The sequence below is a fragment of the Microbispora bryophytorum genome, assembly GCF_043197435.1.
GTDB classification, from domain to species: Bacteria; Actinomycetota; Actinomycetes; order Streptosporangiales; family Streptosporangiaceae; genus Microbispora; species Microbispora bryophytorum.
The window spans coordinates 493980-514120 of record NZ_JBICTF010000006.1 but is presented as its reverse complement, the minus strand read 5'-3'; the positions used below and the strand labels follow the sequence as shown (position 1 = coordinate 514120).

Genomic DNA, 20141 nt, shown 5'->3' with positions numbered 1-20141 from the left:
AAGTGAGTGGCCTGGCACCGAATGGCCCGGCACCCGGCACCGGACGGCCGGCTGGGCATCGAGCGCGGCTAAATCCGGAAGGGCCAGCTGAATCCGGAAGGGTCATAGGATGGACGCGGGGTGCCGGGAAGTCTGGTCGGCGGTCGTCGAACCAATCCCGGAAGAGGAAGCGCCCATGGCCCCTACCCGCCGACTGTCCCTCCTCGGTCCCGGTTCCCGGGCCGAGACCCGGCGCATCGCCGACATCCTCCGCAAGGAGACGATCGGTGGCGCGCTGCTTCTGATCGCCGCCGTAGCGGCCCTCGTCTTCGCGAACTCGCCCTGGTCCGAGGCGTACGCGGGGCTGCGCTCGGTTACGGTCGGGCCGGGCGCGTGGCACCTGGACCTCAGCCTCGCCAAGTGGGCCTCGGACGGGCTGCTGGCGATCTTCTTCTTCGTCGCCGGCCTGGAACTCAAACGCGAGTTCGTCGCCGGGGACCTGCGCGATCCCCGTCGGGCCGCCGTTCCCGTCGCGGCGGCCGTCGGCGGTGTGATCGTCCCGGCCCTGCTCTACCTGCTGGTCAACTCGCTCATGAACGGCGAGGCGCGGGGGTGGGCGACCCCGACGGCCACCGACATCGCGTTCGCGCTCGCAGTGCTCGCCGTGGCGGGGCGGCGGCTTCCCGCCGCGCTGCGCACGTTCCTGCTCACCCTGGCCGTTGTGGACGACCTGATGGCCATTGTGATCATCGCGGTGTTCTACACGTCGCACCTGTCGGTGCTGCCGCTGCTGGCGGCGCTGGTGCCGCTCGGAGTCTTCGCCGTGCTGGTGCAGCGGCGGGTGCGCTCGTGGTGGCTGCTGCTCCCGCTGGCCGGGGTGACCTGGGGGCTCGTCCATGCCTCGGGGGTGCACGCCACGGTGGCCGGGGTGCTGCTCGGCTTCGCCGTACCCGTCCTGCGCAGTGAGAAGGCGGGCGGCCCGGAGGCGGGACCGGGGCTCGCCGAGCACTTCGAGCACCGGTTCCGTCCGATTTCCGCCGGGGTGGCCGTGCCACTGTTCGCGTTCCTGTCCGCGGGGGTGCCGCTCGGCGGGCTGGGCGGTGTGACGAACCTGCTCGGCGACCCGGTGTCGCTGGGCGTCATCGTCGGGCTCGTCGTGGGCAAGCCGCTGGGGATCATGGTGGCCACCTGGCTGACCGCCCGTTTCACCCGTGCCGACATCGACGAGGGGCTGGCCTGGGTGGACGTCGGCGGGCTGGCGATCCTGTCCGGCGTCGGCTTCACGGTGTCCCTGCTCATCGGCGAGCTGGCGTTCGGCCTGGGCACGGCCCGCGACGCCCAGGTCAAGCTGGCGGTCCTGACCGGGTCGCTGGTCGCGGCGCTGCTGGCGACGGTGGTGCTGCGGCTGCGCGACCGCGCGTACCGGCGGCTCGCCGAAGCCGAAGCCGAAGCCGCCGGGCCGGTGGGCGCCGAGAGCGTCGGCGGCGGGCGCCGCGGGACGTGACCGTGACCCTGCTGACGTTCACCACGTGACGGGCAGCGCGGGGAACCCTCCGGCCAGCCTGTCGGTGTGCGCCTGCAGCTCCTCGTACGGCACCGCGAGCGCCAGCGTGGGGAAGCGTGTGAACAGGGAGCCGAAGACCGCGCGGAGTTCGATCCGCGCCAGGGACGCCCCGAGACAGTGATGCGGCCCGTGGCCGAACCCGACGTGCGGCTGGGGATCGGACCGCAGGATGTCGAACATGTCGGGGTCGGGGTAGGCGCGCTCGTCCCTGTTGGCCGCCGGAGTGGACAGCATGACCAGCTCGCCCGCCCGGATCGGCACGCCCGCGACCTCGACGTCCTCGTGCGCGTAGCGCACCAGCCCGTGTTCGCTCGGCGAGGCGACCCGCATGATCTCCTCGACCGCGCCGTCCACGAGGGAGGGGTCGCTCAGCAGCGCGTCGCGCTGGGCGGGGTTGCGCAGGAACAGCAGCACGCCGTAGTCGATCTGGTTGACCGTGGTCTCGTGGCCGGCGAACAGCAGGCCGCCCGCGATCCTGGCGACGTCGTCCTCCGGCAGCGAGGCGTTCGCCAGGTCGGAGTAGACGTCCTCGCCCGGGTCGTCGCGCTTCGCCTTCACGATCTCGTAGGTGTAGGCGTTCATCTCCATCTGGGCCGCGGCGGACCGCTCGGGGTGGGTCAGGTCGGTCATCGCCTCGGCCATGGCCCGGAACCTGTCCCTGTCCTCGTACGGCACGCCGAGGAGCTCGCAGATCACCTGGATCGGCAGCGGGAGCGACAGGCCGGCGTGCAGGTCCGCGGGCGGGCCCTGCTCGGCGAGCCCGTCGAGCAGGGTCCCGACCAGCGCCCCGATGCGGTCCGACAACCTCCGCATGCGCCGGGCCGAGAACGCGGGGCCGAGCAGGCGCCGCATCTCCTTGTGGACGGACCGCTCCGTGGCGTATTCGCCGGTCGGGCCGCCGAGCAGGGCGTTGTTCGACAGGCGGGCCGCGGTCTCGGGGGTTGGGTGGGAGCGGCCGAACCTGTCGTCGGCGAACACCTGCCGGATCTCCTCGTAGCCCGTGATCAGCCACGCCTCGTCGCCCATGGCGGTCGTGACCTTGGTGATCGGCGCTCTGACCCGCATCTCGCCGAAGCCGGGGGATATCTCCAGGACGTCCGGCCGCTCGAACGGCAGCCGAGGGAGTCCGGGCATGGGTGACCTTCCCTTCGCTGGATATCGGTTCTCTTGAATCTCTCCCCTGACTTTCCGTCCGGCAAGGTAGTAAAACCGTGTCCGGTGTGACCCGAGAGGGGACGTTTGCCGCGGGCGTCGCCGTACACCCGGCCACCCCTGCCCCGCGAACACCAGCGTCGTTCCGGGGCCGGGCATGACACGGGTGGTACGGGAGGAACAGGGATCAAGTCGTGGTGAAGTCACCGCAACCGGCGGAAGATCTTCACCGATGCCGGGGTGGCGGCACCGCCCGAAGGGGGAGACCGCTTTTCACTACCAATCGTGTCCGGATGAGCACACCGTTGTCTCCCGGCACCGAGCCTGGAGGTGGTGACCAGTGCGGTTCTCAGCCGAGGACGCTGCCTGGAGACAACTGAGCAGCGAGTACGCCGGTCGATGGTCGATCTGGAGGAGCGACGCCGGCCGCTGGTACGCGACCCGGCTGACCCGGTCGCTGTCCCGGATCGAGATGGACCGGGGCCTGATCATGACCGCATGCGGCGAGAGCGCGGAGGAGCTGCGCGCGCTTCTCACCGCGCAGGAGGGACTGACGGGCCAGACGCTCTCCTCGTGACGCCCAGGACGTGGGCCCGGTCCGCCGGGCTCACAGCCCGAGAGCGCCCTCTGTGAGTGTCCTGGGACGGATGGGAAGATCCCTCTCATGACAGAACCAGCGGTTCGCGAACCCGTTCCCCCGACCGGCACGCAGCACACGATCGCCGCGCACGGATACGCGGCGACCGTCACCGAGGTGGGCGGGGGCCTGCGCGCCCTGACCTACGACGAACGGCCGCTGGTCATGTCGTACCCCGCGGACGCGCGGCCGGTGGGCGGCGCCGGGCAGTTGCTGCTGCCCTGGCCCAACCGGGTGCGCGACGGCAGGTACGACTTCGACGGTGAGAGCCGGCAGCTCGCGATCACCGAGCCCGGGACCGGCAACGCCGCGCACGGCTTCGCCCGCCTGATGCCCTGGACGGTCCTCGACCGGGACGACGCCTCGATCCGGCTCGGGCTGCGGCTGTTCCCCCAGCTCGGCTATCCCCACGTGCTCGACCTGACGGCGTCGTACGCCCTGGGGGAGGCGGGCCTGGAGGTCGAGGTGTCGGCCGCCAACGTGGGGGACGGCGTCGCGCCGTACGGCATGGGCGCGCACCCCTACCTCACCCTCGGTGACAAGACGGTGGACGACGCCGTGCTGGAGGTGCCCGCGGCCGAGTGGACCCCGGTGGACGAGCAGAAGATCCCGGTCGGCCGCCGCCCCGTCGAGGGCACGGAGTACGACTTCCGCGAGGGACGCCGCATCGGCGGCACGGTGCTCGACACCCCCTACACATCCCTGCGGCGCGACGGCGACGGGCTGGTGCGGGCCCGGCTCCGGGCCGCCGACGGCTCCCGGGGCGTGGAGTTGTGGGCCGCGCCCGGCGTCGAATGGCTTCAGGTCTTCACCGGGGACACGCTGGCCGAGCCGTACCGGCGGGCCGGTGTGGCGGTCGAGCCGATGAGCTGCCCGCCGAACGCCTTCGCGACCGGCGAGTGCCTGGCGCGCCTGGCCCCGGGGGAGCGGGTCGCCCACCGCTGGGGGATCACCGCGCTCGGGTGAGTCACCGTGTTCGGGTGAGTCACTGTGCTCGGGTGTGAGGGCGCGTGGGGACGAACAGGTACTTATATCTCATGACGGGGCATGCGCGAAGATTCGGTCTGGGCGCAATGAAGGCCAGGGATGGGCGTATTTCACTTATTTTCAGATCGGCGCCGACCGCGCGGGCGTGTCCCCAGCCGGACGGCACGGGCCGGGAGTGTCGGATGGGGCGCCGCTGACGTGCGCACTCGCGGCGCGGCGCGCGAGACCGCCGGCGTTTTCTCCTTCGCGTCCACCACGGATCGGGCATTGACCGGAAACAATCTTGTTTCTATGAATTCACATGACCACGTTGCGTGCCGTATCTTGAGCCGTGGGAGCGCTCCCATGAGCCTAAGGAGGCGCGCGTGACTCTCCCCTTCGGTACGGCGCCGGTCAACCCGGCCCCCGTCTGGACCGCGGAATGCCTCCTGCCCGCCGTCGGCGCGAGTGTCGCCGAGGCGCGCGCCCTGGTCCGCCGCGAGCTCGGCCGATGGGGGCTGGACGAGCTCGTCGACGACTGCTCCCTCATCGTGAGCGAGCTCGCCTCCAACGTCGTACGGCACGGCGGGAACGTCTTCACCCTGCGGCTCGGCAGCAACGGCACCTGGGTGTACGGCGAGGTCTTCGACCAGGGCGAGGGCGTGCCGAACCAGCGCGAGGCGGACCTCGACTCCATCGGCGGCCGTGGCCTGCTCATCGTGGACGAACTCGCCGACGACTGGGGAGTGGCCGGTTCGGGCCGGGGCGGCAAGACCGTGTGGTTCCTCGCCGGGGCGGGCTGCCCGTCGCCGCTGCCCGTCGTCCCGCACCAGATGCGCATCGCCGTCGGCTGACCCCGCCTGTATGACCCCCCAGGGCCGGGCGGGTTCGTCATCTCCGCAGGGCGTTTCAGCGGGTCTTCGCGCTGTCGAGACGCGCGAGCACCGTGGCCGCGATCTCCTCAGGTGTGTTCGTGGAGGGGTCCACAGTCAGGTCCGCCACCTCACGGAACCGCGGCAGCCGCAGGTCGCGCTGCTCGGTCAGCATGCGTACGAGGTCGGGCTTGAAGTGGGGGCGGTGGGGGCTCGACTTCATCCGCTCGGCCAGCACCTCGGGCGGGCCGTCGAGGAAGACCACGAAGGCGGAGGCCAGGGCCCGGCGCGTCTCGGGATCCTCGACCGTACTGGCGGCGGCCGCGATGACAGGGGTGGGACGGTCCGCCAGCGCCTCCCGCAGCACCAGCGCCTCCCGGGCGTGCAGCTCGTCCGCGCCGACACCGGCGGCCATCGCGGCGGCGGTCGTGCCGTACCTGGCCTCCAGATCGGCGTCGCTGTCGCGCATGGGACGGCCGAGCGCGTCGGCGAGCTGCCGGGCGACGGTGCTCTTCCCCGCGCCCATGAGTCCCATCACCACAATGGGGGTATCGGTCATGACTTGCATGCTGCCCTATGCGGGGTACCGCATGCGACGTTTGGAATCCGTGGAGGGGATAGAGCAGAAGGCGAAGGAGGAACGCCATGACCATCGCCGGAAGCATCATCCTCATCATGCTGGGGGCCATCCTCACCTGGGCGGTCGACTTCACCATCGCGGGCCTCGACATCCAGGTGATCGGGGTGATCCTCATGGTGGGCGGTCTGGCCGGGCTGCTCTTCGGCATCTGGCGCCTGACGACGGTCCGCCGCAGGACCACCGTCACCGCCGCCGCCCCCGTGGACGCCGCCGCCACCCGCCGTCACGTGTACGAGGAGAGGCGCTACGACGACCCCACCATCTGATGACCCCCTCCGACGGACTTCCGACGGTCTGAAGGGAGGCATGGACCATGCCAGGACGTAAGGAACTGCCCTCGACCCTGGAGCGCTCACCCAAGGGGGCCCAGGAGACGTGGATCAAGGCGCACGACTCCGCTGTCGAGACGTACGGCGAGGGCCAGCGCGCCCACCGTACGGCGTTCGCCGCGCTCAAGCACTCCTACGAGAAGGTGGGTGACCACTGGGAGAGGAAGAAGGGGCGCGGACCGTCGGACGAGCAGGCGGAGAAGGGCACGCCGAAGCAGGGCAAGACGGCCGAGGGCGTCGACGCGAACGCCTCCAAGCAGCATCTCTACGAGGTGGCCGGCCGCCTCGGCATCTCCGGGCGATCCAGGATGACCAAGGACGAGCTCGTGGACGCCATCAAGAAGGCCAACCGCAAGGCGACCGCCAAGGCTCGCTGATCTCTTCCATGCGCCGCCGGCCGCCCCTGAGAAGGGGCCGCCGGCGGCGCTTTCACGTGGACGGCGGCTCCAGGCGGCACGCGTCCAACTGAGCCTCCAACAGAGCGTTCACCAGGGCCTTCACCGGGGCCTTCCCCGGAGCGTTCAGCGGAGCAGGGACAGGACGGCCTCGCGGATGGCGCCCCTGTCGATGCCGGCGTCCTCCAGCTGCTCCTGTGCGGTCGCGCTGCCGGGCATGCGCGAGACCCCCAGCTTGCGCACCGGCACCGGCGCGTCGGCGAGCGCCGAGAGCACGGCGTCGCCCAGCCCGCCCTCCGGCCAGTGGTCCTCCACCGTGACGACCCTGCCGGTCGCCCTGGCCATGTCGACCAGTTCGGCCGAGTCCAGCGGCTTGATCGAGTACGCGTCGATCACGGTGACGCAGACGCCGTCCTCGGCGAGCAGGTCGGCGGCGGCCAGGGCCTCGTGCACGGCGACGCCCGCGGCCACGACGGTCGCATGGCCGCCGGTGCGCAGGATCTTGCAGCCGCCCACCGGGAACTCCTCGCCGGGACCGTAGATCACCGGCGTCTCGCCCCGGGTCGTCCGCAGGTAGCGGACGCCCTCCATGGCGGCCATGTCCGCCACCAGCCGGGCGGTCTGGTTCGCGTCGCAGGGGTACAGCACGGTGCTGCCGTGCACCGCGCGGAACGCCGCGAGGTCCTCCAGGCCCATCTGGGAGGGGCCGTCCTCGCCGATCGACACCCCGCCGTGCGACCCCACCAGGCAGATCCCGGCCCGGCTCACCGCCGCCATCCGGACGAAGTCGTACGCCCTGGTGAGGAAGGCGGCGAACGTCGCGGCGTAGGGGATCCAGCCGCGGGCGGCCATGCCGATGGCGGCGGCGACCATCTGCTGCTCGGCGATGTAGAACTCGAAGAACCGCTCCGGGTGCGCCTTGGCGAAGGCCTCCAGCTTGGTCGAGTCGGCCACCTCTCCGTCGAGGGCGACGACGTCGCCCCGCGCCGTGCCGAGCGCGGCCAGCGCCTCACCGAAGGCGGTCCGTGTGGCCACCCGCTCGCCCACCTCGTATCCCGGCAGGTCGAGCGACCCGTCGGCGTACCGGTACGGCGTGTCCGGGGCGTCGGGCGGGCTGACCTCGACGGTGAGGGAACGCGTCCCGCCGAGCTCGCCGAGCGCCTGCTCGGCGTCCTCCAGCGGCTTGCCGTGCTTGCCCTCGCGGTTCTCCACGGCCGACACGCCGCGGCCCTTGCAGGTCCTGGCGATGATCGCGGTCGGGCGGCGGCGGGTGGCCCGGGCGTCGGCGAGCGCGTAGTCGATCTGGCCGGGGTCGTGGCCGTCGATCTCGATGGTGTGCCAGCCGAAGGCGCCGAGCCTGGCGGCGTACGCGCCGAGGTCCCAGCCGTGCCGGGTCGGGCCGCGCTGGCCGAGCCGGTTGACGTCGATGATCACGGTGAGGTTGTTCAGCCCCTCGTGCCCGGCGTGCTCGAACGCCTCCCACATCGATCCCTCGGCGAGCTCGCTGTCGCCGCACAACACCCAGACGTGGTACGGCAGGCGGTCCAGCCTGCGCGCGGTCAGCGCCAGCCCCACCCCCACGGGCAGGCCGAAGCCCAGCGAACCCGTGGCCACGTCGACGAACGGCACCTGCGGCGTGGGATGGCCCTCCAGACGGCTGCCGCGCCTGCGGAAGGTCAGCAACTCCTCGTCGGTGACGACCCCGGCGGCCTTGAGCATCGCGTAAAGGAGAGGGGAGGCGTGGCCCTTCGAGAAGACAAGGTGGTCGTTGGCCGGGTTGGCCGGATCCGCGACGTCGACGCGCAGGTGCCGCGCGAGTAGCACGGCCATCAGCTCGGCCGCCGACATCGAGGACGTCGGATGGCCCGAGCCGGCGGCCGCGGCGGCCCGGACCGAGTCCACCCGGAGCTGGGCGGCGAGTTCACACAGGAAGCGGTAGTCAAGCTCGTCCATCGCCCCCGACTACCCCGGTACGCTCCTTCGTATCACCGCGAAAGGCTCATGCCCCGATATGTCGGGACTTTGGGATCCTCAGCGGCGGCGCAGGCCGAAACCGGCGACGGCGGCGAGCCCGAGACCGGCGAGGGAGACCAGGCGGCGGTGCTGCGACATCCACAGCTGCAGGCTGCGGCCGCGCGACCGCCGGTCGAAGCCGCCGTGCGCTCCGTAGTCCTTGTCCTCGTCCGCCGGTTCCCACAGGTTCGAGATCCCGGTCGGCGCCTTGTCGCCGGTGAGCTGCGACTTCACCCCGGTCCTCGCGAGGTAGCGGTCGAGCAGGGCGGGCACCGCCCGCTGACCCAGGATCGTGGCCGCGGTCATCCCGCCAACCCAGTACTCCTTGCGCTCCGGATGCTCGGCGGCGTAGACGAGCGCGTCGGCGGCCACCTCCGGCTGGTAGATCGGCGGCACCGGCTGCGCGTGCCTCCGCATCCGGTTCAGCCCCCAGTCGAACTGCGGGGTGTTGAGCGCCGGGAGCTGCACCACTGTGATCTTGACGCCCGAGTCCTCGGCGAGCAGCTCCGTCCGCACCGACTCGGTGAACCCGACGATCGCGTGCTTGGCGCCGCAGTACGCCGACTGCAGCGGGATCGACCGGTAGGCCAGGGCCGAGCCCGCCTGCACGATGACGCCCTTGTCACGCGGCTTCATCAGCTCCAGGGCCACCCGGGTGCCCCAGACGTAGCCGAGATAGGTCACCTTGGTCTCGCGCTCGTACTCCTCGGGAGTGATCTCCAGGAACGGCGCGAACACCGTCGTGAACGCGATGTTGATCCACACGTCGATCGGGCCCAGCTCGGCCTCGGCCCGCTGGGCGGCCTGGCGGACCTGGTCGTAGTCGGAGACGTCCGCGGCGAAGGTCTTCCCGGTGCCGCCCTCGGCCCCGACGTCCACGGCGGCGCCGGCGAGGCCGGCCTCTCCACGTGCGATGAGCGCGACCTTCGCGCCTTCCGCTCCAAGCTGCCGGACCACCGCGCGGCCCACCCCGCCGCTCGCGCCGGTCACCACGACGACCTTGTCCTTCAGGCTCACCTCGTCATCCTCTCGATTGCGGCCCGCCGCCGAGCCTCTTCTGCCTGCGTACGGCGAACGCCATGTAGATCCCGATGATCGCCATGATCGCCACGACGATCCCGGTCAGCACCCAGATGCGCCCGACGAAGGAGAGCACCAGAACGGCGAAACAGAAGACCAGGGCGAACGACGCGATACGGACGCGGATCACGTCCATCGGCGTCCCCTCCACCATGGGCTTGCCGGTGGGCGAACGTTGTTCTTCGGTCATGGAGGCCCCTCTACCCTCGAATCCGGTTCACTATCGCCGTGGTGGAGCGGTCCGGGACGTAACCGAGCACCCGCACCTGTCCGCCCAGCTCCCTGACCAGCTCCGCCTCGGGCAGCAGGTCGGGGTGGTAGTCGCCGCCCTTGACGTACACCTCCGGCCGGACCAGCCGCAGCAGCTCGGTGGGGCTGTCCTCGTCGAAGACGGTGATGTAGTCCACGCAGCCCAGCGCCGCGAGCACCGCCACCCGGTCCTCGCACCGGTTGATCGGGCGCTGCGGCCCCTTCAGCCGGGCCACGCCGTCGTCGCTGTTGACCGCGACGACCAGCACGTCGCCGAGCTGGGCCGCCTCCTCAAGGCAGGCGACGTGGCCGCGGTGCAGCACGTCGAAGCAGCCGTTGGTGAAGACGATCCGCCTGCCCTCGGCGCGGTCGCGCTCCAGGCACGCGGCCAGCCGCTCGGGCGGCAGCGCGATGTCGGGGCGCAGCGCCCGCAGCAGGTCCTCGTGGGAGCAGGCGGCCGTCCCCTGACGGCGCACCACCACGCTCGCCGCCGCCTGGCCGATGTCGGCGGCGCGCTCGGGCTCCGCGCCCGCCGCCAGGGCGAGCGAGAACGCCGCCGTGAAGGTGTCGCCCGCGCCGATGCTCATCGTGTCGGGCGCGGCGGTCGCGTACGTGCGGTGCGGCTGCCTGCCGCGCCGGTGCAGCAGCGTGCCCTCGCCGTCCAGCGTGGTGACCACGAGGCCGGCTCCGGTGGCCTCGACGAGGTCCTCCGAGCGGGCGGACAGGAACGCGACCCGGTCGTGGTCGTCCCCCTCGCCCAGCAGCCGCCGTACCTCGGCGTAGTTGGGCAGCACGGCCGTCGGCCGGCAGTCCCGCCAGGCGGCCACGTCGTGGGCGTCCACCACGAGGATCGGCGCGCGGCGCGATCCCTCGCTCCGGTCGATGCTCAGGTCGCACAGCACCCGGCGGACGTTCGGGGTGCACACCCCGCCGCCGTAGTCGCAGGCGACGATGACGTCCGCATCCGCCGCGAGCCGGGTGATCTGCTCGATGAGCTCGCGCTCGGCCGCCTCCGGCAGCGGCGCCTCGTCCTCCTCGTCGTACCGCGCCACGATCTGGCCGTCGGTCAGCACCCGCCGCTTGACCGAGGTCCGCCAGCTCCGCACGATGACCAGGCCCTCGATGTCGAGCCGTCCCAGGGTCGCGTTGAGCGTCGCCCCGGCGGGGTCGGCGCCGGTGATCCCCACCATGTGGACCCGTGCGCCCAGGGCGGCCAGGTTCACGGCCGTGTTGGCGGCCCCGCCCGGCTGATCCTCGATCTGCTCGACGGTCACCACCGGCACCGGGGCCTCCTGGGCCATGCGCTTCGTGTGGCCCCGCAGCCACGAGTCGAGCATCACGTCCCCGACGACGACGGCTGTGACTTCACCGAAACGGTTGAGCGTCTCTTCCGTCATACTTCGGCGGCTACCCCCGCAGACGCAGGGGAAACAACGGGCACGGCAGGCCCGGCCGTCCGGTTTGGGGCCGCCGCACCGGGGTAACCGGGATCAGACGTCGCGCCACACGAGTGTTCCGCCGGTGGTCGACCGGCGGGCCGGACGAATGGGGGGTGTCCTGCCCATGAGTGCGCTGCTCGTCGAAGGAGTCGAGCGGATCGCCGTGCTGAGGGCGAACGCGCTGGGCGACCTGCTGCTGGCACTGCCCGCCATCGAGGCGCTCAGGCGGGCGTATCCCGCCGCCAGGATCACTCTGCTCGGCCGCGAATGGCACGCGCGGTTCATGCGTGGCCGCCCGGGACCGGTGGACGAGGTGGTGGCGTTGCCGCCCATCTCCGGCGTCTCCTCCCCGCCCGACGGGAGCGCCGCCCCCGAGGAGCTGTTCGAGGACCTGCGCCGGCGCAGGTTCGACCTGGCCGTCCAGATGCACGGCGGCGGACGCGATTCCAATCCGTTCATCAGCCGCCTCGGCGCGCGGGTGACGGCCGGCCTGCGCGCCCCCGACGCTGCGCCGCTCGACCGCTGGGTGCCCTACGTCCACTACCAGCACGAGACCCTGCGCTACCTGGAGGTGGCCGGGCTGCTCGGCGCGGCCACCAACGAGATCGAGCCGAGGATCGCGGTCGTCAGGGAGGACTGGGCCGAGCTGAACCGCACGCTCGGCAAGGTGCCCCGGGGGCTGGTGGCGATCCACCCGGGCGCGGGGGACCGGCGCAGGAGATGGCCGCCGGAGCGCTTCGCCGAGGTCGCCGACCGCCTCGGACGGCCGGTGGTGGTGACCGGCGTGGAGGAGGAGCGGGAGGTCGTCGAGAAGGTCGTCGCGCAGATGCAGACCCCGGCCAAGGCCGTCGTCGGCGAGCTGTCCCTCGGGGGGCTCACCGCGTTGTACGCCGCCTGCGACCTGCTCGTCTCCAACGACACCGGGCCGCGCCACCTGGCGGCGGCGACCGGCACGCCCACGGTGGGGATCTACTGGTGCGGCAACATGATCAACTGGGGTCCGCTGAGCAGGGGACACCAGCGGCCGCTGATCTCCTGGACGTCCGGCTGCCCGATCTGCGGGCTCCCCGCATGGTCCGAGGGCATGCGCGAGTGCGGCCACCGCGACGTCTCGTGGGTGGGCGACGTGAGCGTGGACGACGTGCTCGAACAGGCGTGGGACCTGCTGCGATGAGCACCGTGGCGATGAGCACCGTGGCGGAGAAGGCGAAGGTCTTCGAGACACCGCCCGTCGACCTGCGGCCGAGCGACCCGGGCGAGCCGGGCATCCGGCGCAGGCGCCGCGGACGCGGGTTCAGCTACCTGTGGGCCTCCGGGCGGCCCGTCAAGGACCGGGCCACCCTGAACCGGATCAAGTCCCTCGCGATTCCCCCGGCCTGGACCGACGTGTGGATCTGCGCCCATCCGAACGGCCACCTCCAGGCCGTGGGCACCGACTCGGCGGGCCGGCGGCAGTACCGCTACCACGACGAGTGGCGCAGACAGCAGGACGAGGCCAAGTTCGACCACGTGCTGGAGATCGCCCGGCGGCTCCCCGCGTTCCGGCAGCGGGTCACCCGCGACCTGCGCGGTGACGAGCTGAGCCGCGAGCGTGTCCTGGCCACCGCCGCGCGCATGCTCGACATCGGCTTCTTCCGCGTCGGCGGGGAGGAGTACACCGACTCCTACGGCCTGGCCACGCTGAAGACGTCGCACGTGAAGTGTGGTGACGGCGAGGTCGTGTGCCGCTACCTGGCCAAGGGCCGCAAGGAGCGGGAGCAGGTGCTGGCCGACGCCGACGTGTGCGAGGTGCTGACGGCGCTGTCGAAGGGGCGCAGGGGCGAACTGCTGCGCTACCGCGCCGACGGCGGCTGGGTGGACGTGCGCAGCGCCGACATCAACGCCTACCTGAAGGAGGCGTTCGGCACCGAGGTCTCGGCCAAGGACTTCCGCACCTGGCACGCCACGGTTCTGGCGGCCGTCGGGCTCGCCGTCTCCCGCCCCGTACGCAGCGGCGCGGGGCGCAGGCGGGCGGTCTCCAGGGTGATGAAGGAGGTGTCGGAGTATCTGGGCAACACGCCGTCGGTCTGCCGCGCCTCCTATGTCGATCCGCGCATCGTGGCGCTGTACGAGAAGGGACGGACGATCCCCCTCGAACGGCTGGGTGAGGACACCGGCGAGGGCCGGCTCGCCACCCACGGGCCGGTCGAGGAGGCGGTCATCGAACTCCTGCGCCGAGGGCCCGCACGGCGGCGTTGACCACGCGGGAGGCCGGGACCGCGGCGTCCAGGGGGGCGGAGCCGCCCACCTCGTGCAGGATCGGGTGCCGACCGCCGGCCGTGGACACGAGCACCGAGGGCGTCCGGTAGGCGGCGGCGAGCCGCGTCATCGCGGCGTCGCCGCTGATGACCAGCCGGGCCCCGGCGACCAGCGCGCACAGCTCCCGGAGCGAGGTGCGGCCCGCGAGCACGATCTGCGGCGGCAGCACCGCCCGGGTCGCCACGAGCAGGGCCATCGGCCGCTCCCGAGAGCTGCCGCTGATCACGACGGGCAGGCCCTCGTCCGTGAGCGTCCGGGCCACCTCGGCGAACCGATCGGCGGGCCAGCGCAGCGACGCGCCGCCCGCGCCGGGGTGGATCACGACGGCCCCCGGCGCGGGACTCGCGATCAGGGGAGTGGGCAGCGCCGAGTCCTCCGGATCGGCCGGCACGCCGTGCCACTGGAGCAGCCGGCACCACCGCAGCACCTCGTTCTCACCCGGGTCCCACCACGGCCCCCTGATCCAGGGAACGTCCGGGTTGGCGTACGCCCACAGTCGCCTCCTCCCCTCACCCCGATAGCGCAGGTTCAGCAGGACGCGGTGGCTGCGCGGCCCGCGGCCGTGCAGGTTGACGCCGAGGTCCGGCAGGAGCGGCGGGTGATCGGCGTCCTCCTCGCCGGGCCCGGGCCACGACAGCGGCGCGAGCCCGTACGCGGGCAGGATCCGGTCGACCGCGCCGGTCAGCGCGGCGAGCTCGCTGAGCTCCGGCGGGCAGGCCAGGACGACGCGCAGCCCGTGCCGGCGCAGGGCGCGCAGCGCGGGCACCACGGTGAGCAGGCCCCCGATGCCGTCAGAGCGCAGCACGAGGGCCGTCGACGTCACCGGCTCACCTCGGAGACGGGCAGGATCAAGAGGCTCTCCTTTCCAGCTCCCGGGTGCACAGAACCCGGTCGTAGGCGGCCAGGGTCTCGGCGGCGATGCGGCTCCAGGCGTACCTCGCGCGGGCCCGGTCGGCCCCCGCGATGCCGTACGCGGTGCGCCGCACCCGGTCGTCGAGCAGCTTGCGCAGCGCCTTGGCCAGCACGACGGGTTTGCGGGGCGGCACGAGAAGCCCGGTCACGGTGTTGACCACCGTCTCCTTCTGACCGCCGACCGCCGAGGCGACGACCGGGACGCCGCAGGCCATCGCCTCGAGCGCCACCATCCCGAACGGCTCGTACCAGGGCACGGACACGACGGCGGTGGCCGAGCGCATCAGCGAGGGCAGCGTGTCACGCTCGACCCGGCCGAGGAAGCGGATCCGGTCGGAGACGCCCGCCTGGGCCGCGAGCCAGCGCAGCCGGGTGACCTCGGGGTCGTGGTGCAGCTCGGCCGCCGGGGGACCGCCCGCGATGACCAGTTCGGCGTCCCGCAGGTGCTGCAGCGCCCTGATGGTGGTCTCCAGGCCCTTGCGCGGCACGAGCCGGCCGACCGACAGCAGGCGCGGGCGCTCCGGCCGCTCCAGCGGCTCGACGTGGGGGTGGAAGGCGGTGACGTCCACTCCGCAGGGGACGACCCGGGTCGCGCGGCGCGGCACACGCATGCGGATCAGCTCGTCGACCTCGTCGTTGCAGGTCGCGATGACGCCGTCGACGCGCCGCCCGATCTCGGCCTCGGCCTCGATACGGTCCCGCGGGCTGGTGTCCGCCGGCCCCTGGTGACGCCGCTTGACGCTGCCGAGGGCGTGGTAGGTGTGGACGACCGGGATGCGCAGCTTCTCCGCCGCGGCGAGCGCGGCCAGCCCGCTCATCCAGAAGTGGCTGTGCACGATGTCCGGCCGGTCGAACAGCCACCGGTCGTGCAGCCACTTCCCGAAGTGGGGGATCCAGGGAAGGATCTCGTCCTTGGAGATCTCGGAGGCGGGGCCCACGGGGACGTGGACGACGTCCACACCCGGGCCGAACGCGACGGTTTCCGGCAGGCCCTCGCGGTCCTTGCGGGTGTAGACGGTGACCTCGTGACCGGCGCGGGCGAGCTCCCGGGCGAGGGCGGCGACGTGCACGTTCTGGCCGCCGGCGTCGACACCGCCGAGGGTGGCGAGTGGGCTGGCGTGCTCCGAGACCATGGCGATCTTCACTGGGGGTTCCTCCAAGAGCGGCAGTGGCGAGTACCCGGCTCGGGGATCAGGGAGTCGAGGTGTGCGGGCCCGGCGATGGGGACGGCGGCGGGACGCGGCGTGCGGGAGCAGCCGGCGCGAAGGCGGTCGCGCCGGCTTCCGGCGGCGGCCCGCGGGGGACGGGCGGCGAGATGGGGGCCGGTGGAGGCAGTGCCCGTGAGGGAGGTGGGGAAAGCGATGCCGCCGGTGCCCGGGGCGCTCCGGTCAGGTTGGGGGGAAATCCGGTGACACGTTCTCAAGACGCTCCTCCGTCACGGCATGCTCACGCCGAGGAGGTACCTGCGTCTTAGGCACCGGAATCTCAATAACCATATCCACCCTCGCGCCGGTCAAACCAGGGGTTTCGCTTGGAAAGGGCCGGGCAGCGCTAGGCATACGGAACCGAGGGGGACACGAGGGGAAGAGATGGAGACGCCGCACTATGTCGCGGCCCGCGTGCAGCGGGCTCTCGCGGAGGACGACCGGACCACCGAACTGGGCATTCGGGTGGATGTGCGAGGAGAAGAGGTCTACCTGCGCGGGGAGGTCTCCTGTGACGAGCGGCGGCACCAGATCGAGAACGTCGCCCGCGAGGCGACTCCGGGCCTGCGCGTGCACAACGAGATCACCTTGGTGGAGGTGCGGGAGCCGGGAGAGGAGGAGCATCTGTGAGGGAGATGCGGATCGCCGCCGTCGCGGACATCCATCTGGGCGAGGACCTGCGCGGCCACTATCGCAAGAAGATCGAGGGCATCGAGCGCCGTGCTGACGTGCTGCTGGTGGGAGGCGACCTGACCAGGCACGGCACGATCTCCGAGGCCCGGGTGGTCGCCGAGGAGCTGAGCGGCCTGCCCATCCCCGTCGTCGCCGTGCTCGGCAACCATGATTACCACTCCGACCGGAACGAGGAGATCGTCGATCTCCTCCGCGACGCCGGCATCACCGTCCTCGATGACGAGGGCGCGGTCGTCCCCATCGACGGCGTACGGCTCGGAGTCGCCGGCGGCAAGGGCTTCGGCGGCGGTTTCGCGGGAAAGTGCGCCAGCGAGTTCGGCGAGCCGGAGACCAAGGCGTTCGTCCGGCACACGAAGGAGATCGCCGAGCGGTGGCGGCGGGCGCTCAAGGAGCTGGACGCCGACCACAAGATCGTGCTCAGCCATTACTCGCCTGTGAAGGACACGCTGATGGGCGAGCCGCCGGAAATCTATCCGTTCCTCGGCAGTTACATGCTGGCGGAGGCGGCCGACGCCGAGGGCGCCGATCTTTTCATTCACGGTCACGCGCACGCCGGCACGGAAAAGGGCGTCACTCCCGGAGGTATCCGGGTGCGTAATGTCGCCCTTCCGGTCATCAAGCACGCCTACACCGTTTACTGCCTGAACGGCGACCATTGCTGATTCGCTGTTCCGATGCGGTTCCGATGATGTCGCCATCGAGACGGCGACCGGCTCTTCGGCCGGTCGCCGTCTCGATGTCCGCGATCAGCGTGGACGAGGTTGCGACTAGTGGGTGAGGTTGCGACTAGGGATTGAAGATGCTGACGCCCCCGGGGCCGACGAGGAATCCGAGGACGATGAGGACGATCCCCCAGAGGATGTCCCGACGGGCCAGGATGACGTAGATCCCGGCGATGACCAGTACCACGGCGATGATCCAAAGCAGAGTAGCCATGGCCCTCCACTGCCCCTGCGAAGGGTCTCGTAACATCACCGAGCCCTGGCCTCGATCGAATTTGCTCCTCACGCACCTATCGTTACGTTTGCTTGACAATATTCGGGCATCTGGTGATACATGACCACTTTCGGATATTTCCTTTCCAGCGAGGAGCACGACCCCAAGGAGTTGGTACGTCAGGCGAAACTCGCCGAGGAAGCCGGCTTCGAGGCGTTGTGGATCTCCGACCACTTTCACCCGTGGCTGGACGAGCAGGGCGAGAGCTCGCTCGTGTGGTCCGTCATCGGAGCGATCTCGCAGGCCACGTCGCTGCCGGTGACCACCGCGGTCACCTGCCCCCTCATCCGCATCCACCCGGCGATCATCGCCCAGGCCGCGGCGACCGCCCAGATCCTGCTGGACGGCAGGTTCCGCCTGGGGGTCGGCACCGGCGAGGCCCTGAACGAGCACATCCTGGGGGACCAGTGGCCCCCGGCCGAGGAGCGCCAGCGCATGCTGGAGGAGGCCGTCGACGTCATCCGGGAGCTGTGGACGGGCGAACTGGTGACCCACCACGGCGAGTTCTACGAGGTGGACACGGCCCGGCTGTACTCGCTGCCCGACCGGCCCCCGCCGATCTACATCTCGGGCTTCGGGCCCAAGTCCGTCGATCTCGCGGGACGGCTCGGCGACGGCTACATCCACACGGCGCCCGCCGCCGACATGGTCGAGGCGTTCCACAAGGCGGGCGGCGAGGGCAAGCCGTGCGCGGCCGGGCTGAAGGTGTGCTGGGCGCACGAGGAGGCCGACGCGCGCAGGACCGTCCACAGGCTCTGGCCCAACCAGGGGATCCCGGGCGAGGCCGCCCAGCTCCTGCCGCTGCCGCGGCACTTCGAGCAGCTCTCACAGCTCGTCACGGAGGAGGCCGCCACCCAGTCGACGCCCTGCGGACCCTCCCCGGACGCGCACCTGAACGCGATCCGGGCGTACGTGGACGCCGGTTTCGACGAGGTCTACATCTCCCAGATCGGCGAGGAGCAGGAGGGGTTCTTCGAGTTCTACTCGACACAGATCCTGCCGCGCCTGCGGCGCTGACACGACGAGAGCGCGGCCGCGGGCACCGCGGTCGCGCTCTTCTTGTTTTCTAGTCGTTCTCGTTCTTGACCAGGCGCAGCGACAGGAGCGGCTGGACGAACCACAGCCAGGCGCACAGCAGTGCCACGCCCGCGCCGACCAGCGCGGCGGGCCCGGGGCTGGTCAGCGCGTCCAGAACCAGGGCGGTGGAGCAGGTCATGGACACGGCCAGGGCCAGACCGCCGGCCACGCCCAGCCGGTTGGCACGGTGCAGCAGCAGCTCCTTGAGCCCCGACCGGAACAGGATCCGGTGCTGCGTCGCCGGGGCGATCGTGCAGATCGACGCCACCGCCGCGCTGACGACCGCCAGGTAGAACAGCCAGTTCCCGGTCATGTCGATCTTGCCGAAACCGGAGGAGAACGGCAGCGTCAGCAGGAACGCGAACAGCACCTGCACGCCCGTCGCGGCGACGCGCAGACCTTGCAGCAGCTCGCCGAGCTCGCGATCGACGCGCTCCTTCCGACTCTCGTCGGTGTTCTCCAGAGGCTCAAGGACCTCGCTCATTCCTCGGCCTTCTTTATAAGACGTGCGTACGCGAGCTGAAGCCAGTCGGAGATCGCCACGGCCGCCATGGTGGCCCCGGCCAGCCGGGTCAGTCGGGGAAAGAACACGGTGCCCGCCGCGTACCCCGTCGCGGTCCACTGGGACAGGCAGAACGGGCAGGTCAGCAGCTCGCCCACGGCGTGCTGCAGCCCGTGACCGCGGACCTTCTCCCTCAGCTCCGCCGGGCCGGAGAGGCCCTCGTAACGGGTGAAGGGAGCGCGGATGGGGCTGGTGACCGGGTCTTTCGCGAGCGTCCGCGAGAGCCGGTGGGTGAACAGCCCCATGAGCATGAGGTCCATCACCTTGATCTTCTCGGGGGCCTGGCGGCCCGTCAGCCTCGCCGCGGCGAGCAGCACCGTGACGGCCCCGCCGTACACCGCGAGAACCCGTGTGTACGAGGCCAGCGGACGGTTGTCCTCCCCCTCGTACTCGCGCTTGATCTCCTGAAGGGTCTCGGTCATGAGCGCGCCCTACCCGGGATTGTTTGCGGCGAACATGGCTGGGCAAGCGACGTGAGTGGGTAGTCACAGTCATGAAGTCACCGACGCGATTCTTGAGACGCTCAAGCGCGCCGGGGCCGGTCTCAAGGAGGCCGGGGTGCGGTTCGCCCTGGCCGGAGGCTGCGCCGGCTACGCGAGAGGCGCCGCGCCATCACTGCACGACGTCGACTTCGCCCTGGTCGAGGAAGACGTCCCGCTCGCGCTGAAAACCCTGGAGAGCCTGGGTTTCCGGACCGCGAAACCACCGGAGGACTGGCTGGTCAAGGCATTCGACGAGGAAGGGGTCCTGGTCGACCTGATCTTCTCGCTGGCCGACAGGCCCGTGACCGAGGCCATGATCGCCCGGGCACAGCCGATCAACACCGCCGCGTTGAGCCTGCCCGTCCTCGAAGCCACCGATCTCGTGATCTCCTGGATACTGCCGCTGTCCGAGCACACCTGCGACTACGGCTCGCTGCTGCCCATGGTCCGCGCCATGCGGGAGCAGGTGGACTGGGACCGGGTCGCCTCGGTCGCCGCGCCGTCGCCGTACGCCTCGACGTTTGTCACGCTCCTGGAGCGGTTGCACATCATCGCCCCGACGACGACCGGGCCGGACGGCACCTGGCCCTGACAGCCGGCC

The 20141-nt window shown here is 71.2% G+C and carries 23 protein-coding genes; 12 read left to right on the top strand and 11 right to left on the bottom strand.

Features of this window, described 5'->3' with window-relative positions:
• Nucleotides 1-175 precede the first annotated feature (175 nt).
• Nucleotides 176-1483, top strand: a complete 1308-nt coding sequence (nhaA, locus tag ACGFIB_RS23160; protein ID WP_393374824.1) for a Na+/H+ antiporter NhaA — start codon at nucleotides 176-178, stop codon at nucleotides 1481-1483.
• Between the two features lie 18 nt (nucleotides 1484-1501).
• Here the strand turns inward: nhaA and ACGFIB_RS23155 are convergent, their stop codons facing one another.
• Nucleotides 1502-2677, bottom strand: coding sequence for a cytochrome P450 (locus tag ACGFIB_RS23155; protein WP_393374822.1), 1176 nt, complete (start codon nucleotides 2675-2677; stop codon nucleotides 1502-1504).
• A gap of 358 nt (nucleotides 2678-3035) precedes the next feature.
• On the opposite strand from ACGFIB_RS23155, the gene ACGFIB_RS23150 reads away from it, so the two are divergent.
• From ACGFIB_RS23150 to ACGFIB_RS23140, 3 genes are all read left to right on the top strand, one after another.
• The gene (locus tag ACGFIB_RS23150) at nucleotides 3036-3272 is read left to right on the top strand and encodes a hypothetical protein (RefSeq protein ID WP_139580002.1); all 237 of its coding nucleotides are present in this window, start codon (nucleotides 3036-3038) and stop codon (nucleotides 3270-3272) included.
• 87 nt (nucleotides 3273-3359) lie between these two features.
• On the top strand, nucleotides 3360-4298 hold the full coding sequence (locus ACGFIB_RS23145; RefSeq protein ID WP_393374819.1) for an aldose 1-epimerase family protein: 939 nt from the start codon (nucleotides 3360-3362) through the stop codon (nucleotides 4296-4298).
• Between the two features lie 386 nt (nucleotides 4299-4684).
• A complete protein-coding gene (locus ACGFIB_RS23140; RefSeq protein WP_167748292.1) occupies nucleotides 4685-5152 on the top strand; it encodes an ATP-binding protein in 468 nt (155 codons plus the stop codon).
• A 55-nt stretch (nucleotides 5153-5207) separates the two neighbouring features.
• On the opposite strand, the gene ACGFIB_RS23135 is transcribed toward ACGFIB_RS23140, so the two are convergent.
• Nucleotides 5208-5729: a shikimate kinase gene (locus ACGFIB_RS23135; protein ID WP_357246073.1), complete on the bottom strand. Its 522-nt coding sequence runs from the start codon at nucleotides 5727-5729 to the stop codon at nucleotides 5208-5210.
• An 86-nt stretch (nucleotides 5730-5815) separates the two neighbouring features.
• Here ACGFIB_RS23135 and ACGFIB_RS23130 point away from each other — a divergent pair, with 86 nt between their 5' ends.
• Together ACGFIB_RS23130 and ACGFIB_RS23125 are read left to right on the top strand one after the other, a co-directional pair.
• The gene (locus tag ACGFIB_RS23130; protein WP_142571942.1) at nucleotides 5816-6076 is read left to right on the top strand and encodes a DUF6458 family protein; all 261 of its coding nucleotides are present in this window, start codon (nucleotides 5816-5818) and stop codon (nucleotides 6074-6076) included.
• 47 nt (nucleotides 6077-6123) lie between these two features.
• Nucleotides 6124-6516: a ChaB family protein gene (locus ACGFIB_RS23125; RefSeq protein WP_142571941.1), complete on the top strand. Its 393-nt coding sequence runs from the start codon at nucleotides 6124-6126 to the stop codon at nucleotides 6514-6516.
• A gap of 144 nt (nucleotides 6517-6660) precedes the next feature.
• Here ACGFIB_RS23125 and ACGFIB_RS23120 read toward each other — a convergent pair whose 3' ends face one another.
• The 4 genes from ACGFIB_RS23120 to rfaE2 all read right to left on the bottom strand — a co-directional run bounded on the left by ACGFIB_RS23120 (nucleotide 6661) and on the right by rfaE2 (nucleotide 11273).
• The gene (locus tag ACGFIB_RS23120) at nucleotides 6661-8487 is read right to left on the bottom strand and encodes a transketolase (RefSeq protein ID WP_357260872.1); all 1827 of its coding nucleotides are present in this window, start codon (nucleotides 8485-8487) and stop codon (nucleotides 6661-6663) included.
• A gap of 78 nt (nucleotides 8488-8565) precedes the next feature.
• Nucleotides 8566-9558, bottom strand: a complete 993-nt coding sequence (locus tag ACGFIB_RS23115) for an SDR family oxidoreductase (protein WP_142572110.1) — start codon at nucleotides 9556-9558, stop codon at nucleotides 8566-8568.
• 10 nt (nucleotides 9559-9568) lie between these two features.
• Complete coding sequence (locus ACGFIB_RS23110; protein ID WP_357246067.1) at nucleotides 9569-9817, bottom strand: hypothetical protein; 249 nt, start codon at nucleotides 9815-9817, stop codon at nucleotides 9569-9571.
• Nucleotides 9818-9827: 10 nt separating this feature from the next.
• Complete coding sequence (gene rfaE2 / locus ACGFIB_RS23105; RefSeq protein ID WP_357246064.1) at nucleotides 9828-11273, bottom strand: D-glycero-beta-D-manno-heptose 1-phosphate adenylyltransferase; 1446 nt, start codon at nucleotides 11271-11273, stop codon at nucleotides 9828-9830.
• 166 nt (nucleotides 11274-11439) lie between these two features.
• Between rfaE2 and ACGFIB_RS23100 the strand changes: the two genes are divergently transcribed.
• Both ACGFIB_RS23100 and ACGFIB_RS23095 read left to right on the top strand, forming a co-directional pair.
• A complete protein-coding gene (locus tag ACGFIB_RS23100; protein ID WP_208762262.1) occupies nucleotides 11440-12489 on the top strand; it encodes a glycosyltransferase family 9 protein in 1050 nt (349 codons plus the stop codon).
• Nucleotides 12486-13553 (top strand): DNA topoisomerase IB, encoded by a 1068-nt coding sequence (locus ACGFIB_RS23095; protein ID WP_357260875.1) that lies wholly within the window; start codon nucleotides 12486-12488, stop codon nucleotides 13551-13553. Before ACGFIB_RS23100 ends, ACGFIB_RS23095 begins: the two co-directional genes overlap by 4 nt.
• Here the strand turns inward: ACGFIB_RS23095 and ACGFIB_RS23090 are convergent.
• Together ACGFIB_RS23090 and ACGFIB_RS23085 are read right to left on the bottom strand one after the other, a co-directional pair.
• Nucleotides 13513-14436, bottom strand: a complete 924-nt coding sequence (locus ACGFIB_RS23090) for a glycosyltransferase family 9 protein (RefSeq protein WP_393374814.1) — start codon at nucleotides 14434-14436, stop codon at nucleotides 13513-13515. The two genes, ACGFIB_RS23095 and ACGFIB_RS23090, sit on opposite strands and share 41 nt — an antisense overlap.
• Before the next feature lie 25 nt (nucleotides 14437-14461).
• The gene (locus ACGFIB_RS23085) at nucleotides 14462-15670 is read right to left on the bottom strand and encodes a glycosyltransferase (protein WP_357246056.1); all 1209 of its coding nucleotides are present in this window, start codon (nucleotides 15668-15670) and stop codon (nucleotides 14462-14464) included.
• A gap of 444 nt (nucleotides 15671-16114) precedes the next feature.
• Between ACGFIB_RS23085 and ACGFIB_RS23080 the strand changes: the two genes are divergently transcribed.
• Both ACGFIB_RS23080 and ACGFIB_RS23075 read left to right on the top strand, forming a co-directional pair.
• Nucleotides 16115-16360, top strand: coding sequence for a BON domain-containing protein (locus tag ACGFIB_RS23080; RefSeq protein WP_142571934.1), 246 nt, complete (start codon nucleotides 16115-16117; stop codon nucleotides 16358-16360).
• A gap of 5 nt (nucleotides 16361-16365) precedes the next feature.
• The gene (locus ACGFIB_RS23075; protein WP_142572108.1) at nucleotides 16366-17085 is read left to right on the top strand and encodes a metallophosphoesterase family protein; all 720 of its coding nucleotides are present in this window, start codon (nucleotides 16366-16368) and stop codon (nucleotides 17083-17085) included.
• 124 nt (nucleotides 17086-17209) lie between these two features.
• Here the strand turns inward: ACGFIB_RS23075 and ACGFIB_RS23070 are convergent, their stop codons facing one another.
• Complete coding sequence (locus tag ACGFIB_RS23070; protein ID WP_167530303.1) at nucleotides 17210-17359, bottom strand: GPGG-motif small membrane protein; 150 nt, start codon at nucleotides 17357-17359, stop codon at nucleotides 17210-17212.
• A gap of 120 nt (nucleotides 17360-17479) precedes the next feature.
• On the opposite strand from ACGFIB_RS23070, the gene ACGFIB_RS23065 reads away from it, so the two are divergent.
• Nucleotides 17480-18436 carry a TIGR03557 family F420-dependent LLM class oxidoreductase gene (locus ACGFIB_RS23065; RefSeq protein ID WP_393374812.1) on the top strand — a complete coding sequence of 319 codons (957 nt, stop codon included), beginning with the start codon at nucleotides 17480-17482 and terminating at the stop codon, nucleotides 18434-18436.
• Between the two features lie 49 nt (nucleotides 18437-18485).
• On the opposite strand, the gene ACGFIB_RS23060 is transcribed toward ACGFIB_RS23065, so the two are convergent.
• Nucleotides 18486-18980, bottom strand: a complete 495-nt coding sequence (locus tag ACGFIB_RS23060; RefSeq protein WP_191049580.1) for a DUF6328 family protein — start codon at nucleotides 18978-18980, stop codon at nucleotides 18486-18488.
• The gene (locus tag ACGFIB_RS23055) at nucleotides 18977-19480 is read right to left on the bottom strand and encodes a DUF1360 domain-containing protein (RefSeq protein ID WP_142571931.1); all 504 of its coding nucleotides are present in this window, start codon (nucleotides 19478-19480) and stop codon (nucleotides 18977-18979) included. The genes ACGFIB_RS23060 and ACGFIB_RS23055 overlap by 4 nt, the downstream gene beginning before the upstream one ends.
• A gap of 55 nt (nucleotides 19481-19535) precedes the next feature.
• Between ACGFIB_RS23055 and ACGFIB_RS23050 the strand changes: the two genes are divergently transcribed.
• Nucleotides 19536-20132 (top strand): nucleotidyltransferase family protein, encoded by a 597-nt coding sequence (locus tag ACGFIB_RS23050; protein ID WP_142571930.1) that lies wholly within the window; start codon nucleotides 19536-19538, stop codon nucleotides 20130-20132.
• Nucleotides 20133-20141: the final 9 nt, after the last annotated feature.